Consider the following 25485-nt stretch of genomic DNA (forward strand, 5'->3'; position numbering starts at 1 on the left):
CCCGTCGTGACAGGTCGTTTACCGTGTGGGTGGTGCGCTGGATTGTCGACGGCATGAATGTGATCGGAAGCCGTCCCGATGGCTGGTGGAAGGACCGCAACGGTGCGATGGTCACCTTGGTGGAAAGGCTGAATCGATGGGCGTCGCGGCAAGGAGAAACGGTGACGGTGGTTTTTGAGCGACCGCCGTCGAGCGCCATCACGTCATCGGTGATCGAGATAGCGCACGCACCCACGGCGGCCGCCAATTCGGCCGACGACGAGATCGTCCGGATGGTCGCGGCCGACGCCGCGCCGCACGACATTCGCGTGGTGACATCCGACCGCGCGCTGACCGACCGGGTGCGAAGCCTGGGCGCATCCGTTCAGCGGTCGGAAAGCTTCCGCGACCTCGTCGATCCGCGGGACCGATGACCACCGCCGAACCCGGTCCACCGGGCAACCGGGTCTGCGCGCTGGCGCACATCGACATCCCGATCATCCAGGCGCCGATGACCTATATCGCCGGCGCCCAACTGGCCGCTGCGGTGTCGAACGCCGGTGCGCTGGGAATCATCGAGACCACCTCGGATCAGGGACGAGCCGACCTGCGGCGGGTGCGCGAACTGACCGCCGGTGCCGTCGGCGCGAACATCGCGTTGCTGTTCAATCGTGATCCGGCGATGCTGGACTTGCTTGTCGCCAACGACATTCGCTTCGTGACCACCTCCGCCGGCAGCCCGTCGATTTTCACCGAACGTCTGCACGATGCGGGCATCACGGTGTTCCACGTGGTAGGCACCCTGGCCGCGGCCAAGAAGGCCGTCGATGCCGGCGTGGACGGGCTGGTGGTCGAAGGCGTCGAAGGAGGCGGATTCAAGAATCGGTTCGGCGCCTCGACCATGGTGCTGCTGCCGTTGGTGGCCGCCCACGTCGACGTCCCGATCGTGGCCGCGGGCGGGATCTGTGACGCGCGGTCCATGGCGGCCGCCTTCGTCCTCGGCGCGGACGCGGTGCAGATGGGCACCCGGCTGCTCGCGTCCGCGGACTCGCCGGTGCACGGCAACCTCAAGCAAGCGGTCGTCGACGCCGACGAGACCGGCACGGTGCTGCTCCCCCTCGACGGCAACCGGATGATGCGCGTCATCCGCACGCCCGCCGCCGAGCGGCTCGACGCCGCGACGTCCGCCGAAGCGGGCGCCGCGGCCCTACAACGCGTGCAGCGGCTCTACTTCGACGGCGACCTCGACGCCAGCGTCGCCAACACCGGCCAGGTGGCCGGGCGCATCGAGGACCTGCCCCCGGCCGCCGACATCATCGAGCAGATGTGGCGAGGCTGCCGCGAGGTGCTGGGGGCCACGTCGCAGCGCGTGGGGCGGGCCGAACTCGAACAGGCCTGACTGGCAGCGGGCGCGGATCAGCCCGCGGCCGCCAGAGCCGCGTCGTAGTTGGGCTCCTGCGCGATCTCGGGCACCAACTCGGTGTAGGCGACGTTGCCGTCGGCCCCGACCACCACGATGGCGCGCGCGAGCAGTCCGGCCATCGGGCCATCGGTGATCGTGACGCCGTAGTCCTCACCGAAGCTGTCCCGGAACGCCGACGCGGTTTTGACGTTCTCGATGCCCTCGGCGCCACAGAACCGTGCCTGCGCGAACGGCAGGTCCTTCGAGACGTTCACCACGGTCGCCCCGCCGCCGGCGGCCCGCTCGTTGAAGGTCCGCACGCTGGTCGCGCACACCGGCGTGTCGATGGACGGAAAGATGTTGAGCACCAAGGGCTTACCGCCGAATTGCTCGCTGCTGACCGCGGCCAGATCGCCGCCGACCAGGCTGAAGGCCGGGGCTTTGGATCCGACGGCAGGCAGCTCGCCGACAGTGTTGATCGGGTTTCCACGCAACGTTATCTGTGCCATGGGCAACAGTCTGCCAAGGCCGTCGCGGCCGCCACGGGGCAGGTCCCATGTCCTAATTGGTGGGGTGCATGGCGTAGACGACGTGCCCCCGCGTGGCCAACACTGAATCCATGCCTCGCAAGGTGGTGATCGCCGGCTTCCCCGGTGTGCAGGCGCTCGATGTGGTGGGCCCATACGACGTGTTCACCAGCGCATCGATGTTGACCGGCGGCGGGTATGAGGTCGCTGTCGCCTCGGTCGGCGGCCAACCGATAGCCACGGCGACCGGGCTGGCCTTCGTGACGACGCCGCTGCCGGACCCGGCCGACCCGATCGACACAGTGGTGCTGCCCGGCGGTGCCGGCGTGGACGAGGCACGCGCCGACGCCGAGCTCGTCGCCTGGATCAAGGCCGTCGCCGGCCAGGCCCGCCGCATGGTGACGGTGTGCACCGGTGCGTTTCTCGCGGCCGAGGCGGGGTTGCTGGACGGGCAGCGGGTGACCACACACTGGGCCTTCGCCGAACGGTTGGCGGCCCAATTCCCCGCGATCGAGGTCAACGCCGACCCGATCTTCGTGCGGAGCTCGCAGACCGTGTGGACCGCCGCGGGCGTCACCGCCGGCATCGACCTGGCGCTGGCGCTGATCGAGGACGACCACGGCACCGAGGTCGCGCAGACGGTCGCCCGCTGGCTGGTGCTGTATCTGCGCCGACCGGGCGGCCAGACGCAGTTCGCGGCGCCGGTGTGGATGCCGAGGGCCAGACGGGATTCCATCCGCGAGGTGCAGGAGGCGATCGAGGTCGACCCGGGCCGTCCGCACAGCATCGGTGATCTGGCCCGCCGGGCCGCGATGAGCCCGCGCCACTTCACCCGCGTGTTCACCGCCGAAATCGGCGAGGCGCCCGGCCAATACGTCGAACGGATCCGCACCGAAGCCGCGCGCCGGCAGTTGGAGGAGACCGACGACACCGTCGTCGCCATCGCCGCCCGGTGCGGCTTCGGCACCGCGGAAACCATGCGGCGCAATTTCCTTCGCCGCGTGGGTATTTCGCCCGATCAATACCGCAAGGCTTTCGCCTGACACCGAAAGGACGACACCGATGACCCAAATCGCCATCGTGGCCTACCCCGGATTCACCGCGCTCGACATGATCGGGCCGTACGAGGTGCTGCGCAACCTGCCCGGCGCCGAGGTTCGCTTCGTGTGGCACGAGGCCGGACCGATCACCGCCGACTCCGGGGTGCTGGTCATCGGCGCCACCCACTCGCTGGCCGAAACACCCTCCCCCGACGTCATTCTCGTGCCCGGCGGGCCGTCGACCCCGGTGCACGCACGCGACGACGCGTTGCTCGACTGGCTGCGCCGGGCCCACCGCAGCGCGAGCTGGACGACGTCGGTGTGCTCCGGGTCGGTGATCTTGGCGGCCGCGGGGCTGCTGGACGGCCGGCGGGCGACGTCGCACTGGCTGACGATCCCCGCGCTCAAGGCATTCGGCGCGGTTCCGGTGGCCGACGAACGGATCGTGCACTCCGACGACATGGTCACCAGCGCCGGCGTGTCCGCCGGGCTCGACCTCGCGTTGTGGCTGGCCGGACAGATCGCCGGCGAATCCCGCGCGAAGGCAATCCAGCTCGCGCTCGAATACGATCCGCAGCCGCCATTCGATTCGGGCCACATGTCGAAGGCCTCGGCGACGACGAAGGCCGCTGCGACGGCGCTGCTGTCCCGTGACAGCGTGAAGCCCGCCAACGTGAAGGCCACGACCTTGCTCGCCTGGGAGCAGGCGCTGGACAAGGTCCGGTCGCGGCGGCGCAGGCGGCCGCTGGAGAGCATTACGTAACTGGGGAATGCGCTAGCGCCGGTGATAGCGCTTCGCGCACAAGCACTCTCGAGCCAGAGCCTAGCCGCTAGGCGCCGGGCTGCAGGATCTCGGTGGTGGCGAGTTGCCCGCCGGCCTGCAGCCACGCCGCGACGGCGCCGGGAGCGTCACGGTCGGGGTTGTAGATGTCCTCCTCGCTGGAGAACAGCCCGTCGCCGGCATAGACCAGGCGGGTCCAGTTGGGGAACCAGAACGGCTCGCCGTTCGGATCGGTCGGATGGTCGAGCAGGTTCTTGATCATGACGACGACGGCGTCGTTGTCCTCATCGTGGGCGATCCAGTCACTGGGAAACCGCATGTGCGGGAACGGCGCCATCACCGCGACGATCCAGTCGCGAACCGCCTCGCGTCCGTGGAAGACGCCGTAGTGATGCTCGGTGTAGACGACGTCTTCGGTGAAGAGGTCCGCGAAGGGCCGCCAGTCGCCCGAAGCGCTGCACCCTTCGACGACCTTGGTGTAGTTCTCGACGGCTTCGTCGATTTCTGCCCTGGTGAATTTGCCCATAGCGGACACACTAGAACGTGTTTCGGTTTTGGGTCGCTCGTATGAATGGGGAGATCGGATGAACGTGTTGGACTTGTTCAACCTGCGCGGCAAGCGGGCGTTGGTGACCGGGGCGTCCAGCGGCATCGGCAGGAAAGTCGCGCAGGCCTACGTGCAAGCCGGCGCCCACGTCGCCATCGCCGCGCGGAATGTCGAGGCGCTGGAACGCATCGCCGGCGAGCTGGCGGCGGACGGCGCCGGCAAGGTCCTGCCGATTCGATGTGACGTGACCCAACCCGACCAGGTGAACAGCATGGTCGACCGGGTGACCGCGGAGCTGGGCGGGATCGACGTCGCGGTCTGCAATGCCGGCATCATCGCGGTCGTCCCGATGCTGGAGATGTCGCCGGAGGAATTCCAGCGGATCCAGGACACCAACGTGACGGGAGTCTTCCTGACCGCGCAGGCGGCGGCCCGGGCGATGGTCGCCCAGGGGCGCGGCGGCGTCATCATCAACACCGCGTCGATGTCGGGCAGCATCATCAACGTTCCGCAGCAGGTCGGTCACTACTGCACCGCCAAGGCGGCCGTCATCCAGTTGACCAAGGCCATGGCGGTCGAATTCGCGGCCCACAACATCCGGGTGAACAGCGTCAGCCCCGGCTATATCCTCACCGAGCTCGTCGAGCCGTTAACCGAGTATCACCGCCAGTGGGAGCCGAAGATTCCGCTCGGCCGCATCGGTCGCCCCGAGGAACTCGTCGGCCTGTACGTCTATCTGGCCAGCGAGGCGTCCAGCTATATGACGGGGTCGGACGTCGTGATCGACGGCGGCTACACCTGTCCCTAGCTCACCGGCCCTATCGCTCGAGCTCGCCGGAGATCCCGCGTTCGAGGTTGGCCTGCGTCGCCGAGGGCAACACCAGCAGGCCCTCGAGTTCGTTGCGGGCCACATCGTAGGCGCGTTGACGTTCCTGGGGTGCCGCCGCGGGGTCCGCCGCCACCCGTAACAGGCTCTGCGCCCGCGCAATTCGCTGCTGGTCCGCGTTGGAGAAATCGGTGCGGCGCCGGCGAATCGCCTCGGCCTCTGCGGCGTTGAACGCCGTGACGTAGTCCTCGACCGCGGCCATGTACCGCGCGGCGCCGTCGCGGTCGTCGAGCAGATCCTCGGCCTGCGCCGGGCGCAGAAAGTCGGCCCGCAGCTTGGCCTTATGGAACGCGATCGTGTTGGCCTCGCGCATGTCGGTCATCAGCGGAAAGTCCAGCAGTTTGGCGACATCGAGCTCGTATTCGAGCCAGCGGGCATCCGTGCGGCCATGCTCATCGAGGACGCGCCGGATCGCGCGCCACTGGGCCGCTTGATTTCCGCCCGCGCCGTCGGCCGCGGGCGCGCCGGGCAACGGTTCCCGGCCGAACTCCCGCGACCGCTCGTCGGCGCGCCGTCGGTAGCTGCCGAACGCGCGCACGGCGGCGACGATCGCGCCCGTCAGCGGCAGGATGACGATCAACAGCTCCGCCAACCGGAATATCAGACCCACATCGCCAGGATGCCAGCAACTCCCCCGGGTTGACCCCGGGTCAGCGGACGCCCAGGGTGCCGGCGAGGTATTCCGTGCGACAGGCCCGGCGGGCCAGCTTGCCGCTGGTCGTGCGCGGGATGGCGCCGGCCGGCAGCAGACGGACGTCCGACACGCTCAGGCCGTGTCGCTGTGCGACCGCCGCCCGGACGGCCTCGATCGCCGGCGCGGATCCTGACGGCTGGTGCCCGCCGCGCGTTCGGCGACCACCACCAGCCGGGCGGCATCCGGGTCATCGTCGGCCGGCACGGAAAACGCCGTCACGTATCCGCGCCGGACGATCTCGGAGGCTTCGGCGACGGTGGCCTCGATGTCCTGCGGGTAGTGGTTGCGGCCGTCGATCGTCACCAGGTCCGCTATCCGGCCGGTCACGTACAGCTCACCGTCGAGATACACGCCCAGGTCCCCGGTGCGCAGCCAGGAGCCGTCCAGATCGGCGCCGTCGCCATGGCTGCCGTCGGCGAGCCGCGACTGCAGCTTGGCGCCGAAGGCCCGCCGCGTCTCGTCTGGCCGTCCCCAGTAGCCCCGTCCGACGTTGTTGCCCTGCAACCAGATTTCGCCCACCTGGCCGTCCGGCAACTCTGATCGCCTGGCGGGATCGACGATGACGGCCCATTCGCTGCGTGCGACCTGACCGCACGACACGTGCGCGACGGCCCTGGAATGATCGGCGTCGACGCGCACCGCCGATCCGGCGCCCAGCAGTTCTGAGTCGAAGTACACCGCCGTCGCCTCGGCGGCCGGGGCGATGGTCGCGACGAACAAGGTGCCCTCGGCGATGCCGTAGGAGGGTTTGAACGCGGTGGGCGGCAACCCGTAGGGCGCGAACGCCTTGGTGAAGGTCTTGATGGAGTCGATGCTGACCGGCTCGGAACCGATGATCATCACCACGTTGCGCAGGTCGATGTCCGCCTCGGGGCCGGGCAGCCCGCGCTGCGCGGCCCATTCGTACGCGAAGTTCGGTGCGGCGGTGACGACGTTGCCCTGTCGGGACCCGTCGGACAGCGCCTGAATCCATCGCTGCGGGCGGCGGACGAAGGCGGCGGGAGACATCAGCGTGGAGTGGCCGCCGTAGACCGCCGGGAAGCCGATCATCGACAAACCCATGTCGTGGTAGAGCGGTAACCAACTGACGCCGTGGGTGTTTCGGTCCAGCAGATCGATCGACAGGATCATTTGGACCAGGTTGGTGCCCACCGCGCGGTGGGTGATTTCGACACCGACCGGCGGGCGGGTGGAGCCCGACGTGTACTGCAGGTGCGAGACGTCGTCCATGCCGAGCTCGGTCGGCGCGAACCACTCCCCCGCCGCGTCGGGTATCTGGTCGATGGCGATCACCTGCGGCCGGCGCAGATGCGGATGGCCGGCCAGGAACGCCTCCACCGCCCCTTGGGCGGCGGTCGTCGTGAGCACGGCGGTGGGCTCCGAATCCCGCAGCGCGGTATCGAGGCGTTCGGCGTGCCCGGGCAGCTCCGGGGCGAACAACGGCACCGCGATGGTTCCGGCCTTGACCGCCGCGTAGAACCCGGCGACGTAGTCGATGCCCTGCGGCGCAAGGACGGCAACGCGCTGACCGCGGCCCGCGGCCTGCTGGATGCATGCGCCGATGGCCTGCAGCCGCGCACCGAACTGGGTCCATGTCACCTCGTCGGCTTCGCCCCGCGCCGAACGGCTGAAATCGAGGTAGCGGTACGCCACGGTGTCACCGACGTTCGCGATGTTGCGGTCGATGAGCGAGATCAGGTTGACCCCGGGCGGCAGCACCACCCGGCCCGCGGCGTCCAGGCAGTCCTCGATGCGAAGGAGGCCACCGGCAGCCGGGCCGTCCTGCCGGGAGCCGCGATCCATGACTGCAGTCTAGGCAAGCCGAGCGGCGGTCTTCGCGCCGGTGAATCGGCAAACAGCAAGAGCGGCGCGGGCATTCGCCGCCTCGGGCGGGTGCTCGATCACCGGGCGCGCGGCGACGGTCAACCCGATCCGGTCATGGGCCGGGGCGGGCGGTAGCCTACCGGCGAGCGGCGTCCAGGGCCGTCCGTTTGCTACCACCAGGAGTCGTCATGCCGGGCCGCAACTATTCCTTCGAAGTCACCCGCACCAGCAGTGCGCCCCCGGCGACGGTGTTCCGGCTGGTGGCCGACGGCGCCAACTGGTCGCAGTGGGCCAAGCCGATCGTCGTGCACTCGAGTTGGGCGCGCCAGGGCGACCCGGCGCCTGGTGGCATCGGGGCCGTCCGCAAGGTGGGCATGTGGCCCGTCTACGTGCAGGAGGAAACCGTCGCCTACGAGCCGGACCGTCGCCACGCCTACAAGCTGGTGGGCCCGCGCACCCCGGCCCAGGATTACGGCGGCGAGGTGGTCCTGACGCCGAACGCGGCGGGCGGGACCGACATCCGCTGGACCGGTTCGTTCACCGAAGGCGTCCGCGGGACGGGTCCGCTGATGCGCGCCGCCATGGGTGGAGCGGTCCGGTTCTTCGCGGGCCGGCTGGTGAAGGCGGCCGAGCGGGAATCCCGCGCGGGGCGCTGACCGTCCCGCACCCGCATGACGGCCGCACGAAGCGGCCGCCACGCTTCGATTCACGAATCACGGGTTGTTGAACTGGTTTTCGTACGTTTGTTGTTGCTGCATGTCCTGATTGAACTGCTGCTGGGCCTGCTCGTTCTGCTGTTCGGCCTGTTGCATGGATTGCTGTAGCTGCTGCTGCAGTTGATCGTCGCCGTCATCGGTCGCGAAACCGCCGGTGAGACCGGGTGAACCGGCGGCGTCCGCCAGGTGCACCGAGTCCCAGCTCGGCACGGTCTCCGGTGTCGTGACACGAGCCGCGTCGTACAGCGCGAGTACGGCCAGGGTGGCGGCAATTCCGAAGACGCGGGTGATCGCGGGGCCAAGGGTGTCGGTGGTCATTCTCCAGGTATGCGCCGCGTCTTTAGCTGCCCACTGGGAGGCGGCTGTCGTCTCGGTATGAAGCCTCGCAATGAGCCGCTATCTGGACTCGACCTCGTCCTGATACTTCTTGGTCATGTGCGCGACGGCGTCCAGCTGCGACTGCGCCAGGTTCTCCCGGGCCTGGCCGGCGCGCGCGGCGGCGTCGAGCGTCGGCTGCGCCTGGCCCTGGAAGTGCGGCATCACCTCGGCGGCGAACAACTCGGCGGACCGTCGGGTGGCGGCCGGGTTGGCCCACTCGTGACCCATCTGCAGCATGCAGCCGAATCCGCCGGACTGGTCCCAGAGCCGCTGCACCTGTTCGCGCGCCCGCTCGGGCGTGCCGATCACGCCCGCGCCGTTCTCGTTGATGACGTCGATCATTTCGTCGAGCTGCTCTCCCGGCATCGTCATCTGCGGGAACGCCGCCACCTTCTGGAAGTACCGGAACCACGGCTCGATGCCGAACTTGACCTCCTCGCGGGCCTGCTTCTCGGTCTCGGCCAGGTGGAACAAACCGACCAGGCTCCAGTTCTTGCGGTCGACCTGCGTGCCGAAGGCCGCGGCGCGCTCCTCGACAATGCCCCAGTGGTAGGACAACGCGTTGAAACCCTCGACGGTCAACGTCGCCCCGATGGACAGCAGGCCGATGCCGTGCTTACCCGCCAACCGCGCGCCCGTCGGTGAGGCGACCGCCGCGACCGACAGCGGGATGCCGCCGTCGGTGTACGGGGCGAGCTGCAGCTTGGCATCGTAGAGCTGATGGGTGGCGGTCTTGGCGCTGACCGTCTCGCCCGCCAGCAGCCGCACCGCGATGTCGAGATTGGTTTCCAGCAGCTCGCGCGTGTCGGTCGGGGTGAGTCCGATCATGGACGAGTCGCTGGGCAGCGAGCCCGGCCCGACGCCGCCGATGATGCGGCCGTGCGTGAGGTGATCCAGCAGCATCAGCCGGTCGGCGACCCACAGCGGATTGTGATACGACAGCGAGATGACACCCGTGCCGAACCGGATTCGCTTCGCGCGTTCGGCGGCGGCGGCGATGAAAATCTCTGGGGAGCTGATGATTTCGCTACCCGCCGAGTGGTGTTCGCCCAACCAGACTTCGTCGAAGCCCAGCGCGTCGAGATGCTCGACGAAGGCGAGATCGCGTTGCAGGGCCAGCGTCGGATTGGTGCCCGCGCGGTGGAACGGGGCGATGAAGTATCCGAACCGCAGCTTCGACATTGAAGTCCCCTTGCATCCGAGTTGGCAGAACCATAACTCGGAATGCGGCTTGGGCCCTAGGTCCAGACAAGTGTTCAGCCGATGGGGCCAGGTGATCCCGGCCCCACCGGCTAGGGAGCAAGTCTTGGTGTTTGCGCTTTAGCGCCGGCTCATCGGGTGATCAGAAACCGCCGCAGACGTTGCCGACGCAACCGCCGCCACCGCCCGGTCCGCCGCCACCACCGCCCACGCCCGGAATGCTGCCGCCGCCCCCGCCGGGACCGCCGCCACCGGTCGGGCCGCCGGGAACGCCGCCGCCACCGCCACCGGGACCGCCGCCACCGGTCGGGCCGCCGGGCACGCCGCCGCCACCGCCATTAGGGCCACCGCCGCCGGTCGGGCCGCCCGGCTCACCGCCGCCGCCACCGGGTGCGGTGGAGGGCGCCACGCTGGAGGACGGTGTAGTCGTCGGGGTCGTGGTGCTGCTGCTGGGGCCGCCCTTATGTCCGCCACCGCAGGCGACCGATAACACGAGCATCGCCGCACCGCCGAACAGTGCGACCGCCGTCCTCGGGCCAGATCTCATCAGATCCCCCATCTCCACATGCGCCACTTCGCGCCGCCCACTTTTTCTTACCCCGCGGCCTCGCCGCGCAAACAGATTCGGGCGGCGAAATCGTGCCGGACGAAAATGGCCCATCACGCAGGCGTGATGGGCCATCGCGAACAGCGGTCGGCTAGCAGTTCGCTCCTACGATGCAGGCCGCGAGCGTGCCGATATGCACGCCGGGGACGGTCGTGCCGGGCTGCGGCATCGCGACGCTGGCTGGCGGATGCGTCGCCGCCGTCGCTGCGTTGCCGGTTTGGCTAACGCCCACGGCACCGAATCCGACCGCCAGAAGAACCGCTGCCGCACCACCGAACACCGCGATCGCCTTATTGATTGGGGTGCCCATCAGGCGCTCCTCTCTGTTCCGGGGCGTTTGTTAAATCTGAGCGCACGTTTGTTACTAGCTAAATCCTACACCTGTGCAACTATGCGCAGGGTAAATTTTTGGCATCGTGTCGCACGGCGAACCGGGGCACGTCGAATGCGCGGGTGGCGGGAGCGGCCCGCGCCGGGCTCGGGCGGCGCGCCGGTGCACGTCGGCGCTGGATGATGACTCCGTTAGCGGCCGCCGCATCGGTCGATCGGGCGGCCGCCGTCGGGTGGCTGGCTAATCTTCCTTGGTGATCAGCTTGCGCAGCGCGACCCGGTCGGGCTGCAGCAGTTCGGCGATGCGGGGCCGGTTCACCTCGGCGACGATGATCTCGCCGACCTCCTGGTAGACCTCGCTGAAGATGCCGTGCGACTTCATCTTCGACGTCTGATACTGGTTGTCCTCGGTCGGCGTCACATAGATCACCGCGTCGGCCTTGAAGCGGTGCACCAGCCAGAGGTGGATCAACGTCATCAGTCGCTTCTGCCGCAGCTTCTCGGCGAAGGTGTTCTGGTCGCGGACCTGAAGGATGCTGCGGCCGTGCCGGTCCTTGATCGGGTCGACGACGACGTTGGCCAACTGCTCGTCGTCGTTGCCGTAAATCCCGAGTTCCAGCACGTCCGAGCCGGCCCGGCGGGGCCGCAGCTGCACGCGCAGCTTCTCGCCCAGGCTGTAGTTCTCGCTCCACATCGCCAGCCACTCCTCGAGCAGCTTCTTCGGCACCTCGGTCTGTACCAGGTGCTGGTGCTGGGTCGATCCCTCGCCCATCGCCTTGGTGGTCGCGGTGCGACCCGACGACGCGGTCAGCGCTGCGTCGCTGCGCGGCCCGCCGACCAGGGTTTGCGGTGTGCGGTAAGGGGATTCGACCAGACGCATCTTGCGCTGCAGGCGGGCCAGCGCCAGCATGCCGTCCTGTTGCAGCGAGGTGGCGAACTCTTCGGCCGCGACGCCATCGATCTGGTGGCCGCCGTAGGTGATGAAGTTGAAGACGAACCCCATCTTGCCCAGTTCCTCGGGGAACTGCTTCATCTGCTCGTCGGTCATGCCGGTGGTGTCCCAGTTGAACGACGGCGACAGGTTGTAGGCCAGCATCTGGTCGGGGAACTCGGCGTGGATGGCGTCGGCGAACTGCTTGGCGTCGGCCAGGTCGGCGGTCTTGGTCTCCATCCAAAGGATGTCGGCAAACGGCGCGGCAGCCAGTGACTTCGCGATGGCGTACGGGATGCCGCCGCGGATCTGGTAGTAGCCCTCAGGGGTCTTCGACAGCTCGCAGTCCCAACCCGGGTCGACGCCCAATTCCTTCGCCTTGGTCTTGGCCGAGTACAAGGAAGCGCGCGCCGCGAACGCTCGCCACTCGTCGACGCTCATGTCGGCCGGCTCGCCCTCGCTCGCATCGAATTCGAGCACCTCGGCCACGGCCTCGCCGTAGGTCATCAGCCCGGCATCGTCCTCCCAGGCCGCCACGAACCGCGACTCGACCTGGTCGAACAGGTCGTCGATCGACTTTTGACCGTTCTCGCGCCAGGTGTTGACCGCGTCGGAGATGACGCCCTGGATGCCCTGGCGCTCCAGCCAGGCGCCGGCCTCGGCGTACTCCCCTTCGGGCAGTGCATAGAGAAGGTGACCGTTGAGGTCTTTGACGCCCAGCTCGTAGAAGCGACGCACCATCGCCAGGAAACAGGACTTGTACGACGGGATGTTGAGGTTGGTGGCGCCGAGCAGGAACGGCTGATCGCGCTCGTCGGCCCGGCTGTCGAGCAGGTTGGCCGCCTCGGCATCGGTGCGGGCGACGATGATGCCCGGCACCTTCATGATGTCGAGCTGGAAGCGCGCGGCGTTGAGGCGTTTGATCTGCTCGTCCGACGGCACCAGCACCTTGCCGCCCTGGTGGCCGCACTTCTTGGTGCCGGGACGCTGATCCTCGATGTGGTACCCCGGGACCCCGACCTCGACGAACCGGCGGATGAGGTTGCGCACGTGCGGGTCACCACCGTGGCCGGTGTCCGCGTCGGCGATGATGAACGGCCGGTAGTCGTATTCGGTGGCGGTCGCCCGCTGCTGCTCACTCATGTTCAGGCGCAGGTACTGCTGGTTGCGGTCGGCGGTCAGCAGCGCGCGCACCAGCACCGCGGCGTCGTCGGGCACCTGGCTCAGCGGGTAGCTGGCGAGGTCGGGGCCGGGATCCTCGGTGGTGGAACCCTTGGCCGACGTCGCCCAACCACCGAGGTAGATCCCCTCGATGCCCATCCGCTTCATCGCGACGGCCTGGCCGGGCGAGTACGGACCGAACGTGGTGATGCTCTTCTTCTCGGCGAACAGCTCGCGCAGCCGCTCATAGAACGCGGCCGCCGCGTTGCGGGCGACGGTGTAATCGGTGGGGATGGTGCCGCGTTGCTCTGCTACCTGGCGGGCCGTGAAGAGGCGCGTGATGCGAGAGAAGCGCGGGTCGTCGAAGTATTGCTGCGTGGCAGCGACCTCGTCGTCAAACGATGGCCGGACTTGCGTGTCCTTATCAATGATCGCCATGTCTTCGCTCCTTCGCGCGCATGATTCCACTGAACGTGAGTCTATCCCCGGAAACGGCAGTTCAATCAGGGCTCGAACGACTTGAGCCAAAACTGTTGCCCCGCCATGTACTTGCGAGAGCTTTTCGGTGGCGGACCGGTGACCGGCGTGAACCACTGGATGGCTGCGGACGTTGGGACAGCGAGGCACCGCGGCGCGGTGCGGTTTCAACGCCTTGGGAGACAATACCTTTCGATACGGTATCGATCACGGGGCCGCCGCACGACGGGCCAGCCAGTCTCGCTGGCGCCGGACGAATCTTGCGTCGACGACGCTGCCATGGCCGGGGACGTAGATCGCCGTGGGCCCACCGACCGCCAGTAGCCGATCCAGGGTCGTGGGCCAGGCCGCGATATCGGAGTCGGCGTCGATCGCGGGGTCGCCGGACTGCTCCACCAAGTCACCGGTGAACACCACGGTCGGATCGCCGCCTTCCGTTGCGGGCACGACCACCACCAAGTCCGACGCGGTGTGGCCCCGGCCGAGGTGGGCGATCGTCACCGCCCGGTCCCCCAGGTCGATGACGGCGTCGTGACCTCCACCGCGCGGGGGCCGCAGAGCCGCGATCGCCGCGTCCACTTCCGCGGGGTCGCCGCCATGACGCAGCGCGTCCTGGCGCAGGTCGCCGGTTGACGAGGAAAGGTATTCGACCACCTCGGGGGCGCAGAAAACCTTCGCCCCGGCGAACAGCGACGCACCGAGTACGTGGTCAAAGTGCTTGTGCGTCAACACGATATGGGTCACCGGGCGCCCGGCAAGCAGCCGGACGTCGGCGTCGATCGCGGCGGCCTCGGTGAGCGTGGTCCCGGTGTCGACGAGCAATGCGCCGGTGCGGCCCCACACCAGCCCGACGGTCACGTCGCAGAACGGAAGCCGGCAGCGACGCGCGGTGGCGGTCAACCGTTCCAGGCGAGTTGCACAGCCTCCGAAGGTAGCCGCCCCGGCAAGCGGTCGCCGCCCGCTTCTTATGTCGGACATGGTTGACATGTCGGAAATTCCCGACGTATGTTGGCGGACGTGCACAGCGTCGATCGCGTCTTCCTCGCCCTGGCCAATCCGGTGCGGCGCGAACTGCTGGAGATCCTCGCCGCCCAACCGCTCTCGGCGGGAGAACTCAGCGATCGCTTCGAGCTCAGCCGCCCCGCCGTCGCCGAGCACCTCAAGGTGCTGCGTGACGCGGGACTGGTCGCCGACCGGCCGCAGGGGCGCCATCGCATTTACCGCCTGACCGCCGAGCCGTTGGCAGACCTCGGCGACTGGCTGCATCCCTTCGAGAAGTTCTGGCGCGGCCGACTGGCCAAGCTCGCCGAGGTAGCACAGGAGCTGGAATGACCGAAACGTCACGGTCCGCGACGGTCCGGGTCGATCAATTCGTCGCGGCGCCACCGGCCACCGTGTGGCGATTGCTCACCGAACCCGCGCTGATAAAGCTCTGGTGGGCCGAGGGGCAGGTGGCCGCGGTGGTGGGACACCAGTTCACGCTCGACATGCCGGGTTATGGCAAGCAGCCCTGCACGGTGCTCGAGGTCGACGCACCGCACCGGTTCGTCTACACGTTCACCGCGGCCTGGACGCTGACCTGGCGGTTGGAAGCCGAAGGCGACGGCACCCGAGTCTTCTTGGAACACAGCGGCTTTGACCTCGGCGACGGCCGCATGGCCCGGGCGTTCGAGCGCATGGGGCCGGGATGGCGCGACGTCGTCCTGCCCCGACTCGCCCAGCTCGGCGCCCAGACGACTCGCTAGACCCCACCGTGGGACTGGTTTCGGGGCAGACCGCTCGGGCTATCACCCCGGAATGGCTATCACCGATTCCCGCGAAGTCGTCATCGAGGCGACGCCCGACGAAATCATGGACGTGCTGTTCGACCTCGAGTCGTTGACCGAGTGGTCGTCGGCGCACAAGAAGGTCGAGGTGCTCGAACGTGACGACCAGAACCATCCGAGGCGATCCAGACAGGTCGTCAAGCTCGTCGGCGTCAGCGACGAACAGGAGCTCGCCTACACCGTTCACGACGACGGCGTCGGCTGGACGTTAGTCAGCTCCAAACAGCAACGCGCTCAAGAGGGTCGGTACACGCTGACCCCCGAGGGGGACGGCACCCGGGTCCGTTTCGAGCTCACCGTCGACCTGGTGGCGCCCGTCCCCGGATTTCTGGTCAAGAAGGGGGCCAAGAGCCTGATGGACACCGCCACCGAGGGACTGCGCAAGCGGGTCCTCGAAGTCGAGCAGCGCGGCAAGTAGCTTGGCCTCGCGCGGGTGAAATCGGGCCCTTCCCGAGTGTGAGCGCGCGAGTCAGACTGGTAGTCATGGAACCTACGCCGGCGGGCAGGCCGCACCGAATCGCAGCGATCATCGGTGTGCTGGCGATGGCGCCGGCGCTGGCCGGCTGCGGCGGCCACGGCGATGGCCACATGACGACGTCGTCGGCGCCGAAGATCACCACCCTCGGTCGCACGGCGCCGCGCGCGCCCGCCGACGGACCGCTGACCATCAGCAGTCCCGCTTTCGCCGACGGGGCCCCGATCCCGGTGCAGTACACCTGCAAGGGCGCCGACATCGCGCCGCCGTTGGCGTGGTCGGCGCCGCTGGGTGCGGCCCTGGTGGTCGACGACCCCGACGCCGTCAACGGGCTGTACGTCCACTGGGTCGTCGTCGGAATCCCGCCTGGTTCCGGAAGCACCGCCGATGGTCAGACCCCGGCCGGGGCGACCGCGCTGCCCAACACGGCCGGCCAGCCGGCGTACAAGGGGCCCTGTCCCCCGGCGGGAACCGGTACGCATCACTACCGGTTCACCCTCTATCAGCTGCCCAACGACTATCAGCTGCCCGCCGGTCTGGCCGGGGTGCAGGCGGCGCAGACGATCGGCGGCGTCGCGACCGCGCAGGCTCAGCTCACCGCGGTCTTCGGCGGCTGATCGGGCCCGTCACGACGCGTCGTCGAGAACCTGATAGGCGGCGTTGTAGCCGGGAGTGAACGTGATGCCGGGCCCGCCGTGGCATCCGGCGCCGGCGAGATAGAGACCGTCGATTTCGATGGGCATGTCGGCAAAGCCCTTCGGGCCGGGCCGGTTCGGGCCCATCAGGTCGGGGTGGAGCAGTCCGTGGCAGAAGTCGCCCGAGGGCGCGCCGAACATGGTGTTCATGGGTAGGGCGCGAAGGTGATGTGGCGGATCACGATGTCCTTGAAGTTCGGCGCCAATCGGGTGATCTTGTCGATAACCCGTTGCGCCATCGCGTTTTTGAGATGGCCATGCTGGTCGCGGGCGACTTCGACCGGAAACGCGTAAGCGAATGCGCTGGCCGCGTGCTTGCCGGGCGGCGCCATGCTGGGATCGTGCACCGACGGGATCTGCATGCCCATCGACGGGTTGTCCGGAATGACGCCCCGGCGGCAGTTTTCCCAGTGCAGCTGTTGCTCCTCGGGTGACCCGAAGATTCCGACCGACTGTTGCATTCCTTCCTCATTGAGGAACTCATAGGGCGGGGCGAATTCGGGCAGCCCGCCCAGCGCGAAGTGGATCTGCACGAACGAGGCCCGGTGATCGCGGCCGGAAACACGCGAGACCAGTTGTGCGGGAACTTGTTCGGGCGCGATCAGCTCGGTTGTTCCGGCGATCTCGCCGACGACGTCACCGCGAGTCTGGATCTGGTGCGCTCCGGCCTGGCGCCGCTGGCCTGACGGCACCCCCGACCGAAGCCGTCACTGGTTTGCCGCGGCGTCCACGGCCGCCTCGATGAAGCGCCGCAGCACGGGGCCGTTGGCCCGCTTCACAAACGCCAACGCGACGGGAATGTCGGGCGCGCCTCGCAGCGCGACGAACCGCACGCCGGGGTGGATGTTGCGCCTGATCGCAACGTCGGGAATGACCCCGATGCCGCGGTCGGCCGCGACGGATTCGATCCACTCGTCGAAATTCGTTGTCTCGACTATGGTTTCCGGCCCATCCCCCGCCGGCCACGACCAGGGCCCGGTGGTACCACTGGCCGTGTTGACCACCAGCGGCCAGCGTGGCACCCCGGCCCAGTCCAGCTTCGCCCGCTTGGCCAGGGGCGAATGCACCGAACACACCGCCACCCGGGGCTCATCGAAAAGGTGCACGATTCGAACGGCGGTCGAGGTCACGTGGCCGCGCACCAGGGCGACATCCACCCGGCCCTGCTGGACCGCCCCGAGCGCGTCGTCGGTGCGGATCAGGCTGACGGTGGTCCGGGTGGTGCGCTCGAACCGCGCGACGGTGTCCTGCGCCCACGGGTCGGGCAGCAGCCAGCTGAATCCGAGGCGGATGCTCGCTTGTTGCCGGACGGCGTCGACCCCACGCCCCAGCTCGGCCAGGACCCGCTCGACGTGACCGAGAAAGACCCGCCCGGCCGGGGTGGTCGCCACGTGGCGCGAACTGCGGTCTAGCAGCGACGCTTGGAGCGCGTCTTCGAGCTGTTTGATGGTTCGGCTCAGCGCGGGCTGGGTGATGCTGAGCTCCTGCGCGGCCAGCGTGAACGATTCGAGGCGGGCCACCGCTTCGAACGCCCGGAGGTGACGCAACTCGACTCGCCCGGACTGCACCGCGTCCATGCTCGATGAGCATAGATCCTTCACACAAGGCATTTCACGCGGGATTCCCGAAGACCTAACGTCGGTTGCACTGGGAGCGCAATCCGCGCTGTTGTTCGCAGGAGGAAAAATGCCGCTGTTGTACATCGACCTCATCGAGGGTCGTACGCCCTCGGAGGTTCGTGCCCTGCTGGACGCGATCCACGACACGGTCGTCGAGGCGTTCGGCGTTCCGCCGCGGGATCGTTACCAGGTGGTGCATACCCACCCGGCACATGAAATCGTCACGCTGGACACCGGTCTGGGCATCGATCGGTCGTCTCGCCAGGTGATCTTGCACGTGGTAAGCCGACGGCGGCCGCGCGAGCTCAAGCAGAAGTTCTATGAACTGCTGGCGTCGCGCCTCGCCGACCGGTGCGGGCTCGACCCCGCCGACCTGATCGTCTCGGTCACCGAAAACGACGACGAGGACTGGTCTTTCGGCCACGGGAGGGCCCAGTTCCTCACCGGTGAACTCAAGTGAGCGCCGCCACGGGTTTGCCGACACGCCTGACCGACCTGTTCGGGATCGAGCACCCGATCCTGCTCGCGCCGATGGCCCTGGTCTCCGGGGGCCGGCTGGCGGCGGCGGTGACACGGGCGGGCGGACTGGGGCTCATCGGTGGGGGCTATCCCGACGCCGAATGGCTGCAGACGCAGATCGACCGGGCCGCCGGCGCCCGGGTCGGATACGGGTTCATCACCTGGAGCCTGGCCCGCAATCCGGGGGTGCTCGACGTCGCGCTGGAAAGGGATCCGGCGGCCGTGATGCTGTCGTTCGGCGAGTTGGCGCCCTTCGCCGATCGCATCCACGCGGCCGGCGTTCCGCTGATCGCGCAGGTGCAGAACCTAGATCAGGCCCGTCGCGCGCTCGATGCCGGTGCGGAAGTCATCGTGGCGCAGGGCGGCGAGGCCGGCGGGCACGGCATGAGCGTGCGGTCGACCTTCACCCTGGTGCCCGAGGTCGTCGACTTCGTGGCGGACCGCTCTCCGGCCACGTTGGTGGCGGCCGCGGGTGGCGTCGGCGATGGCCGCGGATTGGCCGCCGCGCTCGCGTTGGGCGCCGACGGCGCCGTAGTCGGTACCCGGTTCTGGGCGACGCCGGAAGCGCTCGTCTCACCCCAAGCGCAGCGGCGCGCAGTGGCGGCCGGCGGTGACGACACCGTGCGCACCCGGGTCTACGACGTCGTGCGCCGCCTCGATTGGCCCACCGGATACACCGTGCGGGCCCTGAACAACGCCTTCCTGGACACCTGGCACGGCAACGAGGCCGAGCTGTCGGCGCGGCTGCCCGAAGCGATCGACGCCTACGAAAAAGCGGTAGCCGCAGAGGATTTCGATACCGCCGCCATCCTCACCGGCGAAGGGGTGGGGCGCGTCCGCGAGGTTCGGCCCGCCGCGGAGATCGTCACCGAGATGGTCGGTGACGCCAACCGCATCCTCAACCGCGACCCCGCGCCCTAGACAGCCGAGCGACGAGTCTGGTTTGCTCAGCTGGCTAGCTTGTTTCCGCCTTGTCTGCGCGGGCAGGAGTGCGCGATGGCCCGTATCAACGTCCCGGATGGCCCCGGCGGTGAAGCCGCCATGATCGACGACTGTGTCGCCGCATCCGCCAATTGTCCGGGATACCCTGCGCGCCAACACCTTTGCATCGACAAGTCCTGCGCCATCGACCTCTGATCACCCATCGGAAAGGAACCCATGGACATCGCCACCGTCGACGAGCTGCTGAGCACCACACGGTCGGTCCGCAAACGCCTCGACCTGACCCGCCCGGTCGGTCGCGACGTGATCCTGGAGTGCATCCAGCTGGCGATGCAGGCGCCCACGGCGAGCAACACGCAAAACTGGCGCTGGCTGGTCATCACCGACGCGGACAAGCGCGCCGCGATCGCCGAGATCTACCGCAGCATCGGCGCCCAGTACCTGGCCTACGCGGCCGACAACGCGACCGACGCCCAAACGCAGCGGGTGTACCAGAGCGCGATGAGCCTGACCGAGACGCTGGCGGAGGTGCCCGTGCACGTCATCCCCTGCCTCACCGAGCGCATCGACACCGCGGAACCGGGCATCGCCGCGGCGGCCTGGGCATCCATCATCCCCGCGGGGTGGAGTTTTCTGCTGGCGCTGCGCTCGCGCGGGCTGGGATCGGTGTGGACGACGATGCATCTGTTCAAGGAGAAGGAGGTCGCCGAACTGCTCGGCATCCCGCCGACCGTCACGCAGGCGGCGCTGTTCCCCGTCGCCTACACGATCGGCACCGACTTCCGGCCGGCCAAGCGGCCGCCCGCGGAGACCATCACGTACTGGGACACCTGGGAACGGCCCGTCGGAGCCAGCTGATGCAGTCCTACACCGTGCGATTCCACGTCGATGCGCCGCCGCGCAAAGTGTGGCGGGTGCTGCATCCGCCGGCCCCACCGAACGCCCCGCGGCCGCGGGTGCTCGAGTGGCCCAACGGCAGCATGGAAATCCTCAACGAGGGCAACGAAGCCGGCGAGGGCCTGGTCCGGACCTGCATCTTCGAAGTGCCCAAATACCTGCTGTCCGGCGGTAGGGCGCGATCCTGGGAAACCGTGACCGAGGCCGAGCTCAACAAGCTGTCGCGCTACGTCGCCGTTGGCGCCCCGCTGTGGTCGCGGGCCGAGGGATATCACCGGCTCGAAGAGCAGCCGGACGGCACCACCGTGCTGACCTTCCACGAGACGTACCACGCCTACAACCCGGTGCTGCGCTTCTTTCTCGAACGCCCGGTGCACGCGAAGATCTCCCGCGACAACCTCGCGACCTACGAGCACGCGCTCGGCTACGCGGGCCGGGTCCGGCGGCTGGATTAGCCGTTCTTTGCCACTCCGCAGATTTCACAACGATATGAATTAGGTTGTCCACCCCGGTACCCTCGATCTCTATGGGTGGAGTACCTGCTGCGGCGAGGGTGGTCGCTGCGAGTCTGATGGTCGCGGGCTGGGCCGCGTCCACGGTCGTCGCCAGCGCCGATCCGGACGAGACGCGGGGGCCGGCGCCCGGGCCGGCACCTTCGGCGTCGCCGTCGCCGGCCGCGTCCCCGGGGGCCTCGCCCGCACCGGCGGAACCGAAGACGTCCATCGACAAGGACGGCATCTACGCGGTGGGTAGCGACATCGTGCCGGGCATATACAGCTCCGGGGGTCCCGTCGGCGACGGAACCTGCTACTGGAAGCGGACCGGCAACCCCGACGGCAACATCATCGACAACGCCATGTCCAAGAAGCCCCAGGTCGTGCAGATCGATCCGGGCGACAAAGCGTTCAAGACCTCGGGCTGCCAGCCCTGGCAGCTGACGCCGGACGCCGCGGTGCCGTCGAGCGCGCCGCCCGCGGGTGTGCAGGGCACGCTCGGCATCCTCAACAGCCTGCTGGGCGGGGGTGCCCAGCGGGCGCCGTCGGCCTCGCCGGCCCCCCAGGCCCCGGCGGCTTCACCCGCCTCGCCGGCCCCGCAAGCGCCGGCGGCTTCCCCCGCTTCGCCGGCCCCGCAGGGCGCGCATTCCTGATCGACCCTGATCGACCCTCGGCCCGTTCCGCGGCCGGGCCGTTTTCGTTACCGTGGCGCCGTGGCACCTTCGCAGCAGATTGTCGTCGTCGGCGCCGGCGTCAGCGGGCTGACGTCGGCCATCTGTTTGGCCGAGGCCGGCTGGCCGGTACGGGTATGGGCGGCCGCCACGCGCAAGCAGACGACCTCGGCGGTGGCCGGCGCCGTCTGGCTTCCCCCACGACCCGCCGAGCGCGCAGCCGAGACGCTGGAGTGGACCGAGCGCTCGCTGCGGGTGTTCACCGATCTTGCCGACGATCCCGACTCCGGGGTCCAGCTGGCGCCGGCGCTGGCCGCCGGTGAACTGACCGCGACCGAGGCGATGTCATCGGCGGCGGCGGCGTTGATTCCCGACCTGCGGCCGGCCGACCCGGCCGATCTCCCCGAGGGCTCCCGCACCGGGTTTCGCGCGACCCTGCCCATGATCGACATGCCGCACTATCTCGACTACCTGACCCGACGGCTGGCGTCGGCCGGCGGCGAAATCGAGGATCATCCCGTGCGGACGCTCGACGAGGCCGCCGACGCCGCCGAAATCGTCGTCAACTGCGCCGGGCTGGCCGCCGGCGCGCTGACCGGTGACGACACCGTGCAGCCATTGTTCGGCCAGCACGTGGTGCTCACCAATCCCGGTCTGCGGCAATTGTTTGTGGAAACCGACGGCGGCCCGGACTGGACCTGCTACTTCCCCCATCCGCAACGGGTGGTCTGCGGCGGCGTCAGCATCCCCGGGCGCTGGGACACCGCGGCCGACCCCGACGTGACGCAACGCATCCTGCGGCGCTGTCGCCGCGTCGAGCCGCGCCTGAACGACGCCGAGGTGATCGAGGTGATCACCGGCCTGCGTCCCGACCGTCCTTCGGTGCGGGTGGAAGCCGAGCCGCTGGGGCGGGCGCGGTGCATCCACAATTACGGGCACGGCGGCAACGGCGTCACCTTGTCCTGGGGTTGCGCGGGCGATGTGGTGAACCTGGCCAATGATGGCTAGCGCCGGGCGCCAGTACGCCGAATCACCAAGGACAGCAACCAACTAACGATCGACAGCACGATCGCGGCCCAGATCGCGGTCCACCAGAAGTGATCGATCTGCAGCCCCCAGTGCGTGGTGTGCTCGGTGATCCGCGCGGTGATCCACAGCATCAGCGCATTGACGACGACATGGAACAGGCCGAGCGTCAGGATGTACAGCGGGATCGACAGGATCTGGACGATCGGCTTGATGAACGCGTTGACCAACCCGAAGATCACGGCGACGACGAAGATGATGCCGACGCGTTCCAGCTTCGTGTCCCCGCCCACGAAGCTAAGGCCGTGCACCAAAAGGGTGACGATCCACAGCGCCAGGCCGGTCAACGCGGCGCGCAACAGAAATGGGCCCATGGTCGCAAATCCTGCCACCCGTCGGGGCCGGGAGTAAGCGGCGGAGCTCAGTTCAGATTGTAGAAGCGCTGCGCGTTCAAGCCGCCGATCTTTTCCCGCGAGTCCTCACTGAGGTCGGTTCGCGTGCGCAGGTGTTTGGTGCTCTCCGGCCACTCACCGTCCCAGTGCGGGTAGTCGCTGGCGAACATGATGAAATCGTCGCCCAGCACGTCGATCACGCCGGGCAGGATCGGTTCCTCCGGCTCGCACGTCACCCAGATGTTGCCCGCGGCCAGATAGTCGTGCGGATCGCGGCGCCAGCCGCCCTTGACCCAGTCGCCGCGCTTTTCGTAATGCTCGTGCAGTCGGTCGATGAAGAACGGGACCCAGCCCGCGCCGGCCTCGAGGAAGGCGACCCGCAACTCGGGGTGGCGCTCGAAGACGCCGCCGGAGACCATCGCGGTCATCGCCGTCATCTGATCGAAGGGGAAGCTGATGCAGTGCACCTGAATGTAATTCGTGAAACGGTCCACACCGATCTTGGGCAGGTGAATGCCCGGGGCGCCGTGCACCCCCAACGGCATGCCGAGCTCGACGGCGGCGGCGTAGAACGGATCGAGGTCGGGGTGGTCGAGGTTGCGGCTCTTGAGCGCCGGCGGCACCAAGGTGGCAACCAGCCCGAGCTCTTTGGCCTCCGTCATGACGTCGACGGCGACGCGGCCGTGCTCGATCGGTGTGACGGCGACGCCGCGCAACCGGCCACCCGATGAGGCGCAGTAGTCCGCGATCCACTGGTTGTACAGCCTCGAGAATCCCGCGGCGAACTCCGGGTCCTCGAGGCTGGGCGCGCACAACCCCATGCTGGGATACAGCACCATCGTGTCGATGTGGTCGCGATCGGCGTCCCCCAGCACGCCCTCGGGTGAGCGGCAGTTGATGTCGGGCGCCCTACTGATCCCGTGTTCGGGCGGGCAACCCGCGCCCGGACCCGTGTCCTCGGGGTAGTTGCGGCCCTCGAGCGTCAATCCCGGCCGGCCGTCGGTGCTGGGCCTGACGTGCTGCGGCCATCGTTTGATCGCTTCGATTGCCAGCGAGGAATTCTCGGCCACGTGTCCGTCGGCGTCGATGATCCGCATGTATCCGGAACTTACTCTCGCGGTCCACATGGTGAAACAACTCGCGCCGGCGCGCTGGGTAAGCCACGATGCTGACGTGACCACACCACGCCCTCGTCAGAAGTTGACCGCCGATCAGCGAAACTCCTTCATCGCGGCGCTACTGGGCTGGACGATGGACGCCTTCGATTACTTCATCGTGGTGCTCGTCTACGCCGACATCGCCAAGACGTTCCATCACAGCAAGGCCGAGGTCGCGTTCGTCACCACGGCCACCCTCATCATGCGGCCCGTCGGCGCGCTGCTGTTCGGCCTCTGGGCCGACCGCGTCGGCAGGAGGCTGCCGCTGATGGTCGACGTGATGTTCTATTCCGTGGTCGGCTTCCTGTGCGCATTCGCCCCCAATTTCACCGTGCTGGTCATCCTGCGATTGCTGTACGGCATCGGCATGGGCGGCGAATGGGGGCTGGGCGCCGCGCTCGCCATGGAGAAGGTTCCCGTCGAGCGGCGCGGGTTCTTTTCCGGGCTGCTGCAGGAGGGGTACGCGTTCGGCTACCTGCTGGCCAGCGTCGCTTCGCTGGTGGTGATCGACTGGATCGGGCTGTCGTGGCGGTGGCTGTTCGGTCTGAGCATCGTCCCCGCGTTGATCAGCCTGGTCATCCGCTACCGCGTGGAGGAGTCCGAGGTGTGGGAAGCCGCCCAGGATCAGATGAAGCTCACCAGCACCCGGATCCGCGACGTGCTGCGCAGCGGCGCCATCATCCGTCGGTTCATCTACCTGGTGCTGCTGATGACGGCCTTCAACTGGATGAGCCACGGCACGCAGGACGTCTATCCCACCTTCCTGGGGGCGCACGCCAATCAGGGCGCCGGTCTGTCCAGCACGACGGTCAAGTGGATCGTGGTGGTCTACAACGTCGGCGCCATCGTCGGGGGCCTGGTCTTCGGCACGCTGTCGCAGCGCTTCAGCCGCCGCTACACCGTCGTCTTCTGTGCGATCCTGGCGCTGCCCATCGTCCCGTTGTTCGCGTACTCGCGCAGCGCCGCGATGCTGTGCCTGGGTTCGTTTTTGATGCAGCTTTTCGTGCAGGGCGCGTGGGGCGTGATTCCCGCGCACCTCACCGAGATGTCGCCGGACGCCATCCGCGGCCTCTATCCCGGGGTGACCTATCAGCTGGGCAACCTGCTGGCGGCGTTCAACCTGCCGATCCAGGAACGCCTCGCCGAATCGCACGGTTATCCGTTCGCGTTGGCGGCCACGATCGTGCCGGTGCTGATCGCGGTGGCGGGGCTGACGCTGATCGGAAAGGACGCCACCGGAATCCGGTTCGGCACCACCGAAAGCGCTTTCCTGGCAAGCGAAGTGACGTGAA

General features: G+C 68.2%; 29 protein-coding genes and 3 pseudogenes. 18 read left to right on the forward strand and 14 right to left on the reverse strand.

Annotation, left to right across the window (positions count from 1 at the left end):
- Positions 1-32: 32 nt before the first annotated feature.
- Positions 33-413 carry an NYN domain-containing protein gene (locus A5624_RS06340; protein ID WP_066863368.1) on the forward strand — a complete coding sequence of 127 codons (381 nt, stop codon included), beginning with the start codon at positions 33-35 and terminating at the stop codon, positions 411-413.
- The gene (locus A5624_RS06345) at positions 410-1378 is read left to right on the forward strand and encodes a nitronate monooxygenase family protein (protein ID WP_066863251.1); all 969 of its coding nucleotides are present in this window, start codon (positions 410-412) and stop codon (positions 1376-1378) included. Before A5624_RS06340 ends, A5624_RS06345 begins: the two co-directional genes overlap by 4 nt.
- Positions 1379-1395: 17 nt before the next feature.
- On the opposite strand, the gene tpx is transcribed toward A5624_RS06345, so the two are convergent.
- Positions 1396-1890: a thiol peroxidase gene (tpx, locus tag A5624_RS06350; RefSeq protein ID WP_066863254.1), complete on the reverse strand. Its 495-nt coding sequence runs from the start codon at positions 1888-1890 to the stop codon at positions 1396-1398.
- A 110-nt stretch (positions 1891-2000) separates the two neighbouring features.
- On the opposite strand from tpx, the gene A5624_RS06355 reads away from it, so the two are divergent.
- Both A5624_RS06355 and A5624_RS06360 read left to right on the forward strand, forming a co-directional pair.
- On the forward strand, positions 2001-2951 hold the full coding sequence (locus A5624_RS06355; protein WP_066863371.1) for a GlxA family transcriptional regulator: 951 nt from the start codon (positions 2001-2003) through the stop codon (positions 2949-2951).
- Between the two features lie 19 nt (positions 2952-2970).
- Complete coding sequence (locus tag A5624_RS06360; RefSeq protein WP_066863257.1) at positions 2971-3711, forward strand: DJ-1/PfpI family protein; 741 nt, start codon at positions 2971-2973, stop codon at positions 3709-3711.
- Positions 3712-3778: 67 nt separating this feature from the next.
- Here the strand turns inward: A5624_RS06360 and A5624_RS06365 are convergent, their stop codons facing one another.
- Positions 3779-4255, reverse strand: a complete 477-nt coding sequence (locus A5624_RS06365) for a nuclear transport factor 2 family protein (RefSeq protein WP_066863261.1) — start codon at positions 4253-4255, stop codon at positions 3779-3781.
- Positions 4256-4313: 58 nt separating this feature from the next.
- On the opposite strand from A5624_RS06365, the gene A5624_RS06370 reads away from it, so the two are divergent.
- On the forward strand, positions 4314-5084 hold the full coding sequence (locus tag A5624_RS06370) for an SDR family oxidoreductase (RefSeq protein WP_066863264.1): 771 nt from the start codon (positions 4314-4316) through the stop codon (positions 5082-5084).
- Positions 5085-5094: 10 nt separating this feature from the next.
- On the opposite strand, the gene A5624_RS06375 is transcribed toward A5624_RS06370, so the two are convergent.
- Both A5624_RS06375 and A5624_RS06380 read right to left on the reverse strand, forming a co-directional pair.
- Positions 5095-5772, reverse strand: coding sequence for a hypothetical protein (locus A5624_RS06375; protein ID WP_066863267.1), 678 nt, complete (start codon positions 5770-5772; stop codon positions 5095-5097).
- Between the two features lie 40 nt (positions 5773-5812).
- Positions 5813-7659: pseudogene (locus A5624_RS06380) on the reverse strand (fatty acyl-AMP ligase).
- 209 nt (positions 7660-7868) lie between these two features.
- Here A5624_RS06380 and A5624_RS06385 point away from each other — a divergent pair.
- Positions 7869-8336 (forward strand): SRPBCC family protein, encoded by a 468-nt coding sequence (locus A5624_RS06385; protein WP_066863270.1) that lies wholly within the window; start codon positions 7869-7871, stop codon positions 8334-8336.
- 57 nt (positions 8337-8393) lie between these two features.
- Here the strand turns inward: A5624_RS06385 and A5624_RS06390 are convergent, their stop codons facing one another.
- From A5624_RS06390 to A5624_RS06415, 6 genes are all read right to left on the reverse strand, one after another.
- A complete protein-coding gene (locus A5624_RS06390) occupies positions 8394-8714 on the reverse strand; it encodes a hypothetical protein (RefSeq protein ID WP_066863273.1) in 321 nt (106 codons plus the stop codon).
- A gap of 78 nt (positions 8715-8792) precedes the next feature.
- On the reverse strand, positions 8793-9956 hold the full coding sequence (locus A5624_RS06395) for an LLM class flavin-dependent oxidoreductase (protein WP_066863276.1): 1164 nt from the start codon (positions 9954-9956) through the stop codon (positions 8793-8795).
- A gap of 160 nt (positions 9957-10116) precedes the next feature.
- Positions 10117-10521 carry a hypothetical protein gene (locus A5624_RS28490; RefSeq protein WP_066876856.1) on the reverse strand — a complete coding sequence of 135 codons (405 nt, stop codon included), beginning with the start codon at positions 10519-10521 and terminating at the stop codon, positions 10117-10119.
- A 151-nt stretch (positions 10522-10672) separates the two neighbouring features.
- Entirely contained in the window at positions 10673-10891 is a 219-nt protein-coding gene (locus A5624_RS06405; RefSeq protein WP_066863282.1) for a hypothetical protein, read from the reverse strand.
- Positions 10892-11152: 261 nt separating this feature from the next.
- A complete protein-coding gene (gene aceA, locus A5624_RS06410) occupies positions 11153-13441 on the reverse strand; it encodes an isocitrate lyase ICL2 (protein ID WP_066863286.1) in 2289 nt (762 codons plus the stop codon).
- Positions 13442-13687: 246 nt separating this feature from the next.
- Positions 13688-14380 (reverse strand): MBL fold metallo-hydrolase, encoded by a 693-nt coding sequence (locus A5624_RS06415; protein ID WP_369827446.1) that lies wholly within the window; start codon positions 14378-14380, stop codon positions 13688-13690.
- A gap of 105 nt (positions 14381-14485) precedes the next feature.
- Here A5624_RS06415 and A5624_RS06420 point away from each other — a divergent pair, with 105 nt between their 5' ends.
- The 4 genes from A5624_RS06420 to A5624_RS06435 all read left to right on the forward strand — a co-directional run bounded on the left by A5624_RS06420 (position 14486) and on the right by A5624_RS06435 (position 16398).
- Positions 14486-14812, forward strand: coding sequence for a helix-turn-helix transcriptional regulator (locus A5624_RS06420; protein ID WP_066863289.1), 327 nt, complete (start codon positions 14486-14488; stop codon positions 14810-14812).
- Positions 14809-15225, forward strand: coding sequence for an SRPBCC domain-containing protein (locus A5624_RS06425; protein WP_066863292.1), 417 nt, complete (start codon positions 14809-14811; stop codon positions 15223-15225). The genes A5624_RS06420 and A5624_RS06425 overlap by 4 nt, the downstream gene beginning before the upstream one ends.
- Before the next feature lie 52 nt (positions 15226-15277).
- Positions 15278-15724, forward strand: coding sequence for an SRPBCC family protein (locus A5624_RS06430; RefSeq protein WP_066863295.1), 447 nt, complete (start codon positions 15278-15280; stop codon positions 15722-15724).
- A gap of 65 nt (positions 15725-15789) precedes the next feature.
- The gene (locus tag A5624_RS06435) at positions 15790-16398 is read left to right on the forward strand and encodes a YbhB/YbcL family Raf kinase inhibitor-like protein (protein WP_066863297.1); all 609 of its coding nucleotides are present in this window, start codon (positions 15790-15792) and stop codon (positions 16396-16398) included.
- A 9-nt stretch (positions 16399-16407) separates the two neighbouring features.
- Here A5624_RS06435 and A5624_RS06440 read toward each other — a convergent pair.
- Both A5624_RS06440 and A5624_RS06445 read right to left on the reverse strand, forming a co-directional pair.
- Positions 16408-17087 (reverse strand): annotated as a pseudogene (locus tag A5624_RS06440) (phytoene desaturase family protein); the annotation flags it as partial.
- Between the two features lie 96 nt (positions 17088-17183).
- On the reverse strand, positions 17184-18053 hold the full coding sequence (locus A5624_RS06445) for a LysR family transcriptional regulator (RefSeq protein ID WP_066863300.1): 870 nt from the start codon (positions 18051-18053) through the stop codon (positions 17184-17186).
- A 109-nt stretch (positions 18054-18162) separates the two neighbouring features.
- On the opposite strand from A5624_RS06445, the gene A5624_RS06450 reads away from it, so the two are divergent.
- From A5624_RS06450 to A5624_RS06475, 7 genes and pseudogenes are all read left to right on the forward strand, one after another.
- Complete coding sequence (locus A5624_RS06450) at positions 18163-18555, forward strand: tautomerase family protein (protein ID WP_066863303.1); 393 nt, start codon at positions 18163-18165, stop codon at positions 18553-18555.
- Positions 18552-19535 carry a nitronate monooxygenase family protein gene (locus A5624_RS06455; protein ID WP_082972050.1) on the forward strand — a complete coding sequence of 328 codons (984 nt, stop codon included), beginning with the start codon at positions 18552-18554 and terminating at the stop codon, positions 19533-19535. The genes A5624_RS06450 and A5624_RS06455 overlap by 4 nt, the downstream gene beginning before the upstream one ends.
- Before the next feature lie 75 nt (positions 19536-19610).
- Complete coding sequence (locus A5624_RS28060; RefSeq protein ID WP_156748868.1) at positions 19611-19751, forward strand: hypothetical protein; 141 nt, start codon at positions 19611-19613, stop codon at positions 19749-19751.
- A gap of 21 nt (positions 19752-19772) precedes the next feature.
- Complete coding sequence (locus A5624_RS06460) at positions 19773-20414, forward strand: nitroreductase family protein (RefSeq protein WP_066863306.1); 642 nt, start codon at positions 19773-19775, stop codon at positions 20412-20414.
- Positions 20414-20908, forward strand: coding sequence for an SRPBCC family protein (locus A5624_RS06465; RefSeq protein WP_066863309.1), 495 nt, complete (start codon positions 20414-20416; stop codon positions 20906-20908). Before A5624_RS06460 ends, A5624_RS06465 begins: the two co-directional genes overlap by 1 nt.
- A gap of 38 nt (positions 20909-20946) precedes the next feature.
- Positions 20947-21498 (forward strand): annotated as a pseudogene (locus A5624_RS28495) (hypothetical protein); the annotation flags it as partial.
- A 162-nt stretch (positions 21499-21660) separates the two neighbouring features.
- Complete coding sequence (locus A5624_RS06475) at positions 21661-22626, forward strand: FAD-dependent oxidoreductase (protein ID WP_066863311.1); 966 nt, start codon at positions 21661-21663, stop codon at positions 22624-22626.
- Here A5624_RS06475 and A5624_RS06480 read toward each other — a convergent pair.
- Complete coding sequence (locus tag A5624_RS06480; protein ID WP_066863314.1) at positions 22623-23018, reverse strand: phage holin family protein; 396 nt, start codon at positions 23016-23018, stop codon at positions 22623-22625. The two genes, A5624_RS06475 and A5624_RS06480, sit on opposite strands and share 4 nt — an antisense overlap.
- Positions 23019-23065: 47 nt before the next feature.
- Complete coding sequence (locus tag A5624_RS06485; protein WP_066863317.1) at positions 23066-24133, reverse strand: amidohydrolase family protein; 1068 nt, start codon at positions 24131-24133, stop codon at positions 23066-23068.
- On the opposite strand from A5624_RS06485, the gene A5624_RS06490 reads away from it, so the two are divergent.
- The gene (locus A5624_RS06490) at positions 24132-25484 is read left to right on the forward strand and encodes a sialate:H+ symport family MFS transporter (RefSeq protein WP_369827447.1); all 1353 of its coding nucleotides are present in this window, start codon (positions 24132-24134) and stop codon (positions 25482-25484) included. The two genes, A5624_RS06485 and A5624_RS06490, sit on opposite strands and share 2 nt — an antisense overlap.
- Position 25485 lies beyond the last annotated feature (1 nt).

Origin of the sequence: Mycobacterium sp. 1482292.6, from assembly GCF_001672995.1 — a bacterium.
Lineage (GTDB): Bacteria > Actinomycetota > Actinomycetes > Mycobacteriales > Mycobacteriaceae > Mycobacterium > Mycobacterium europaeum_A.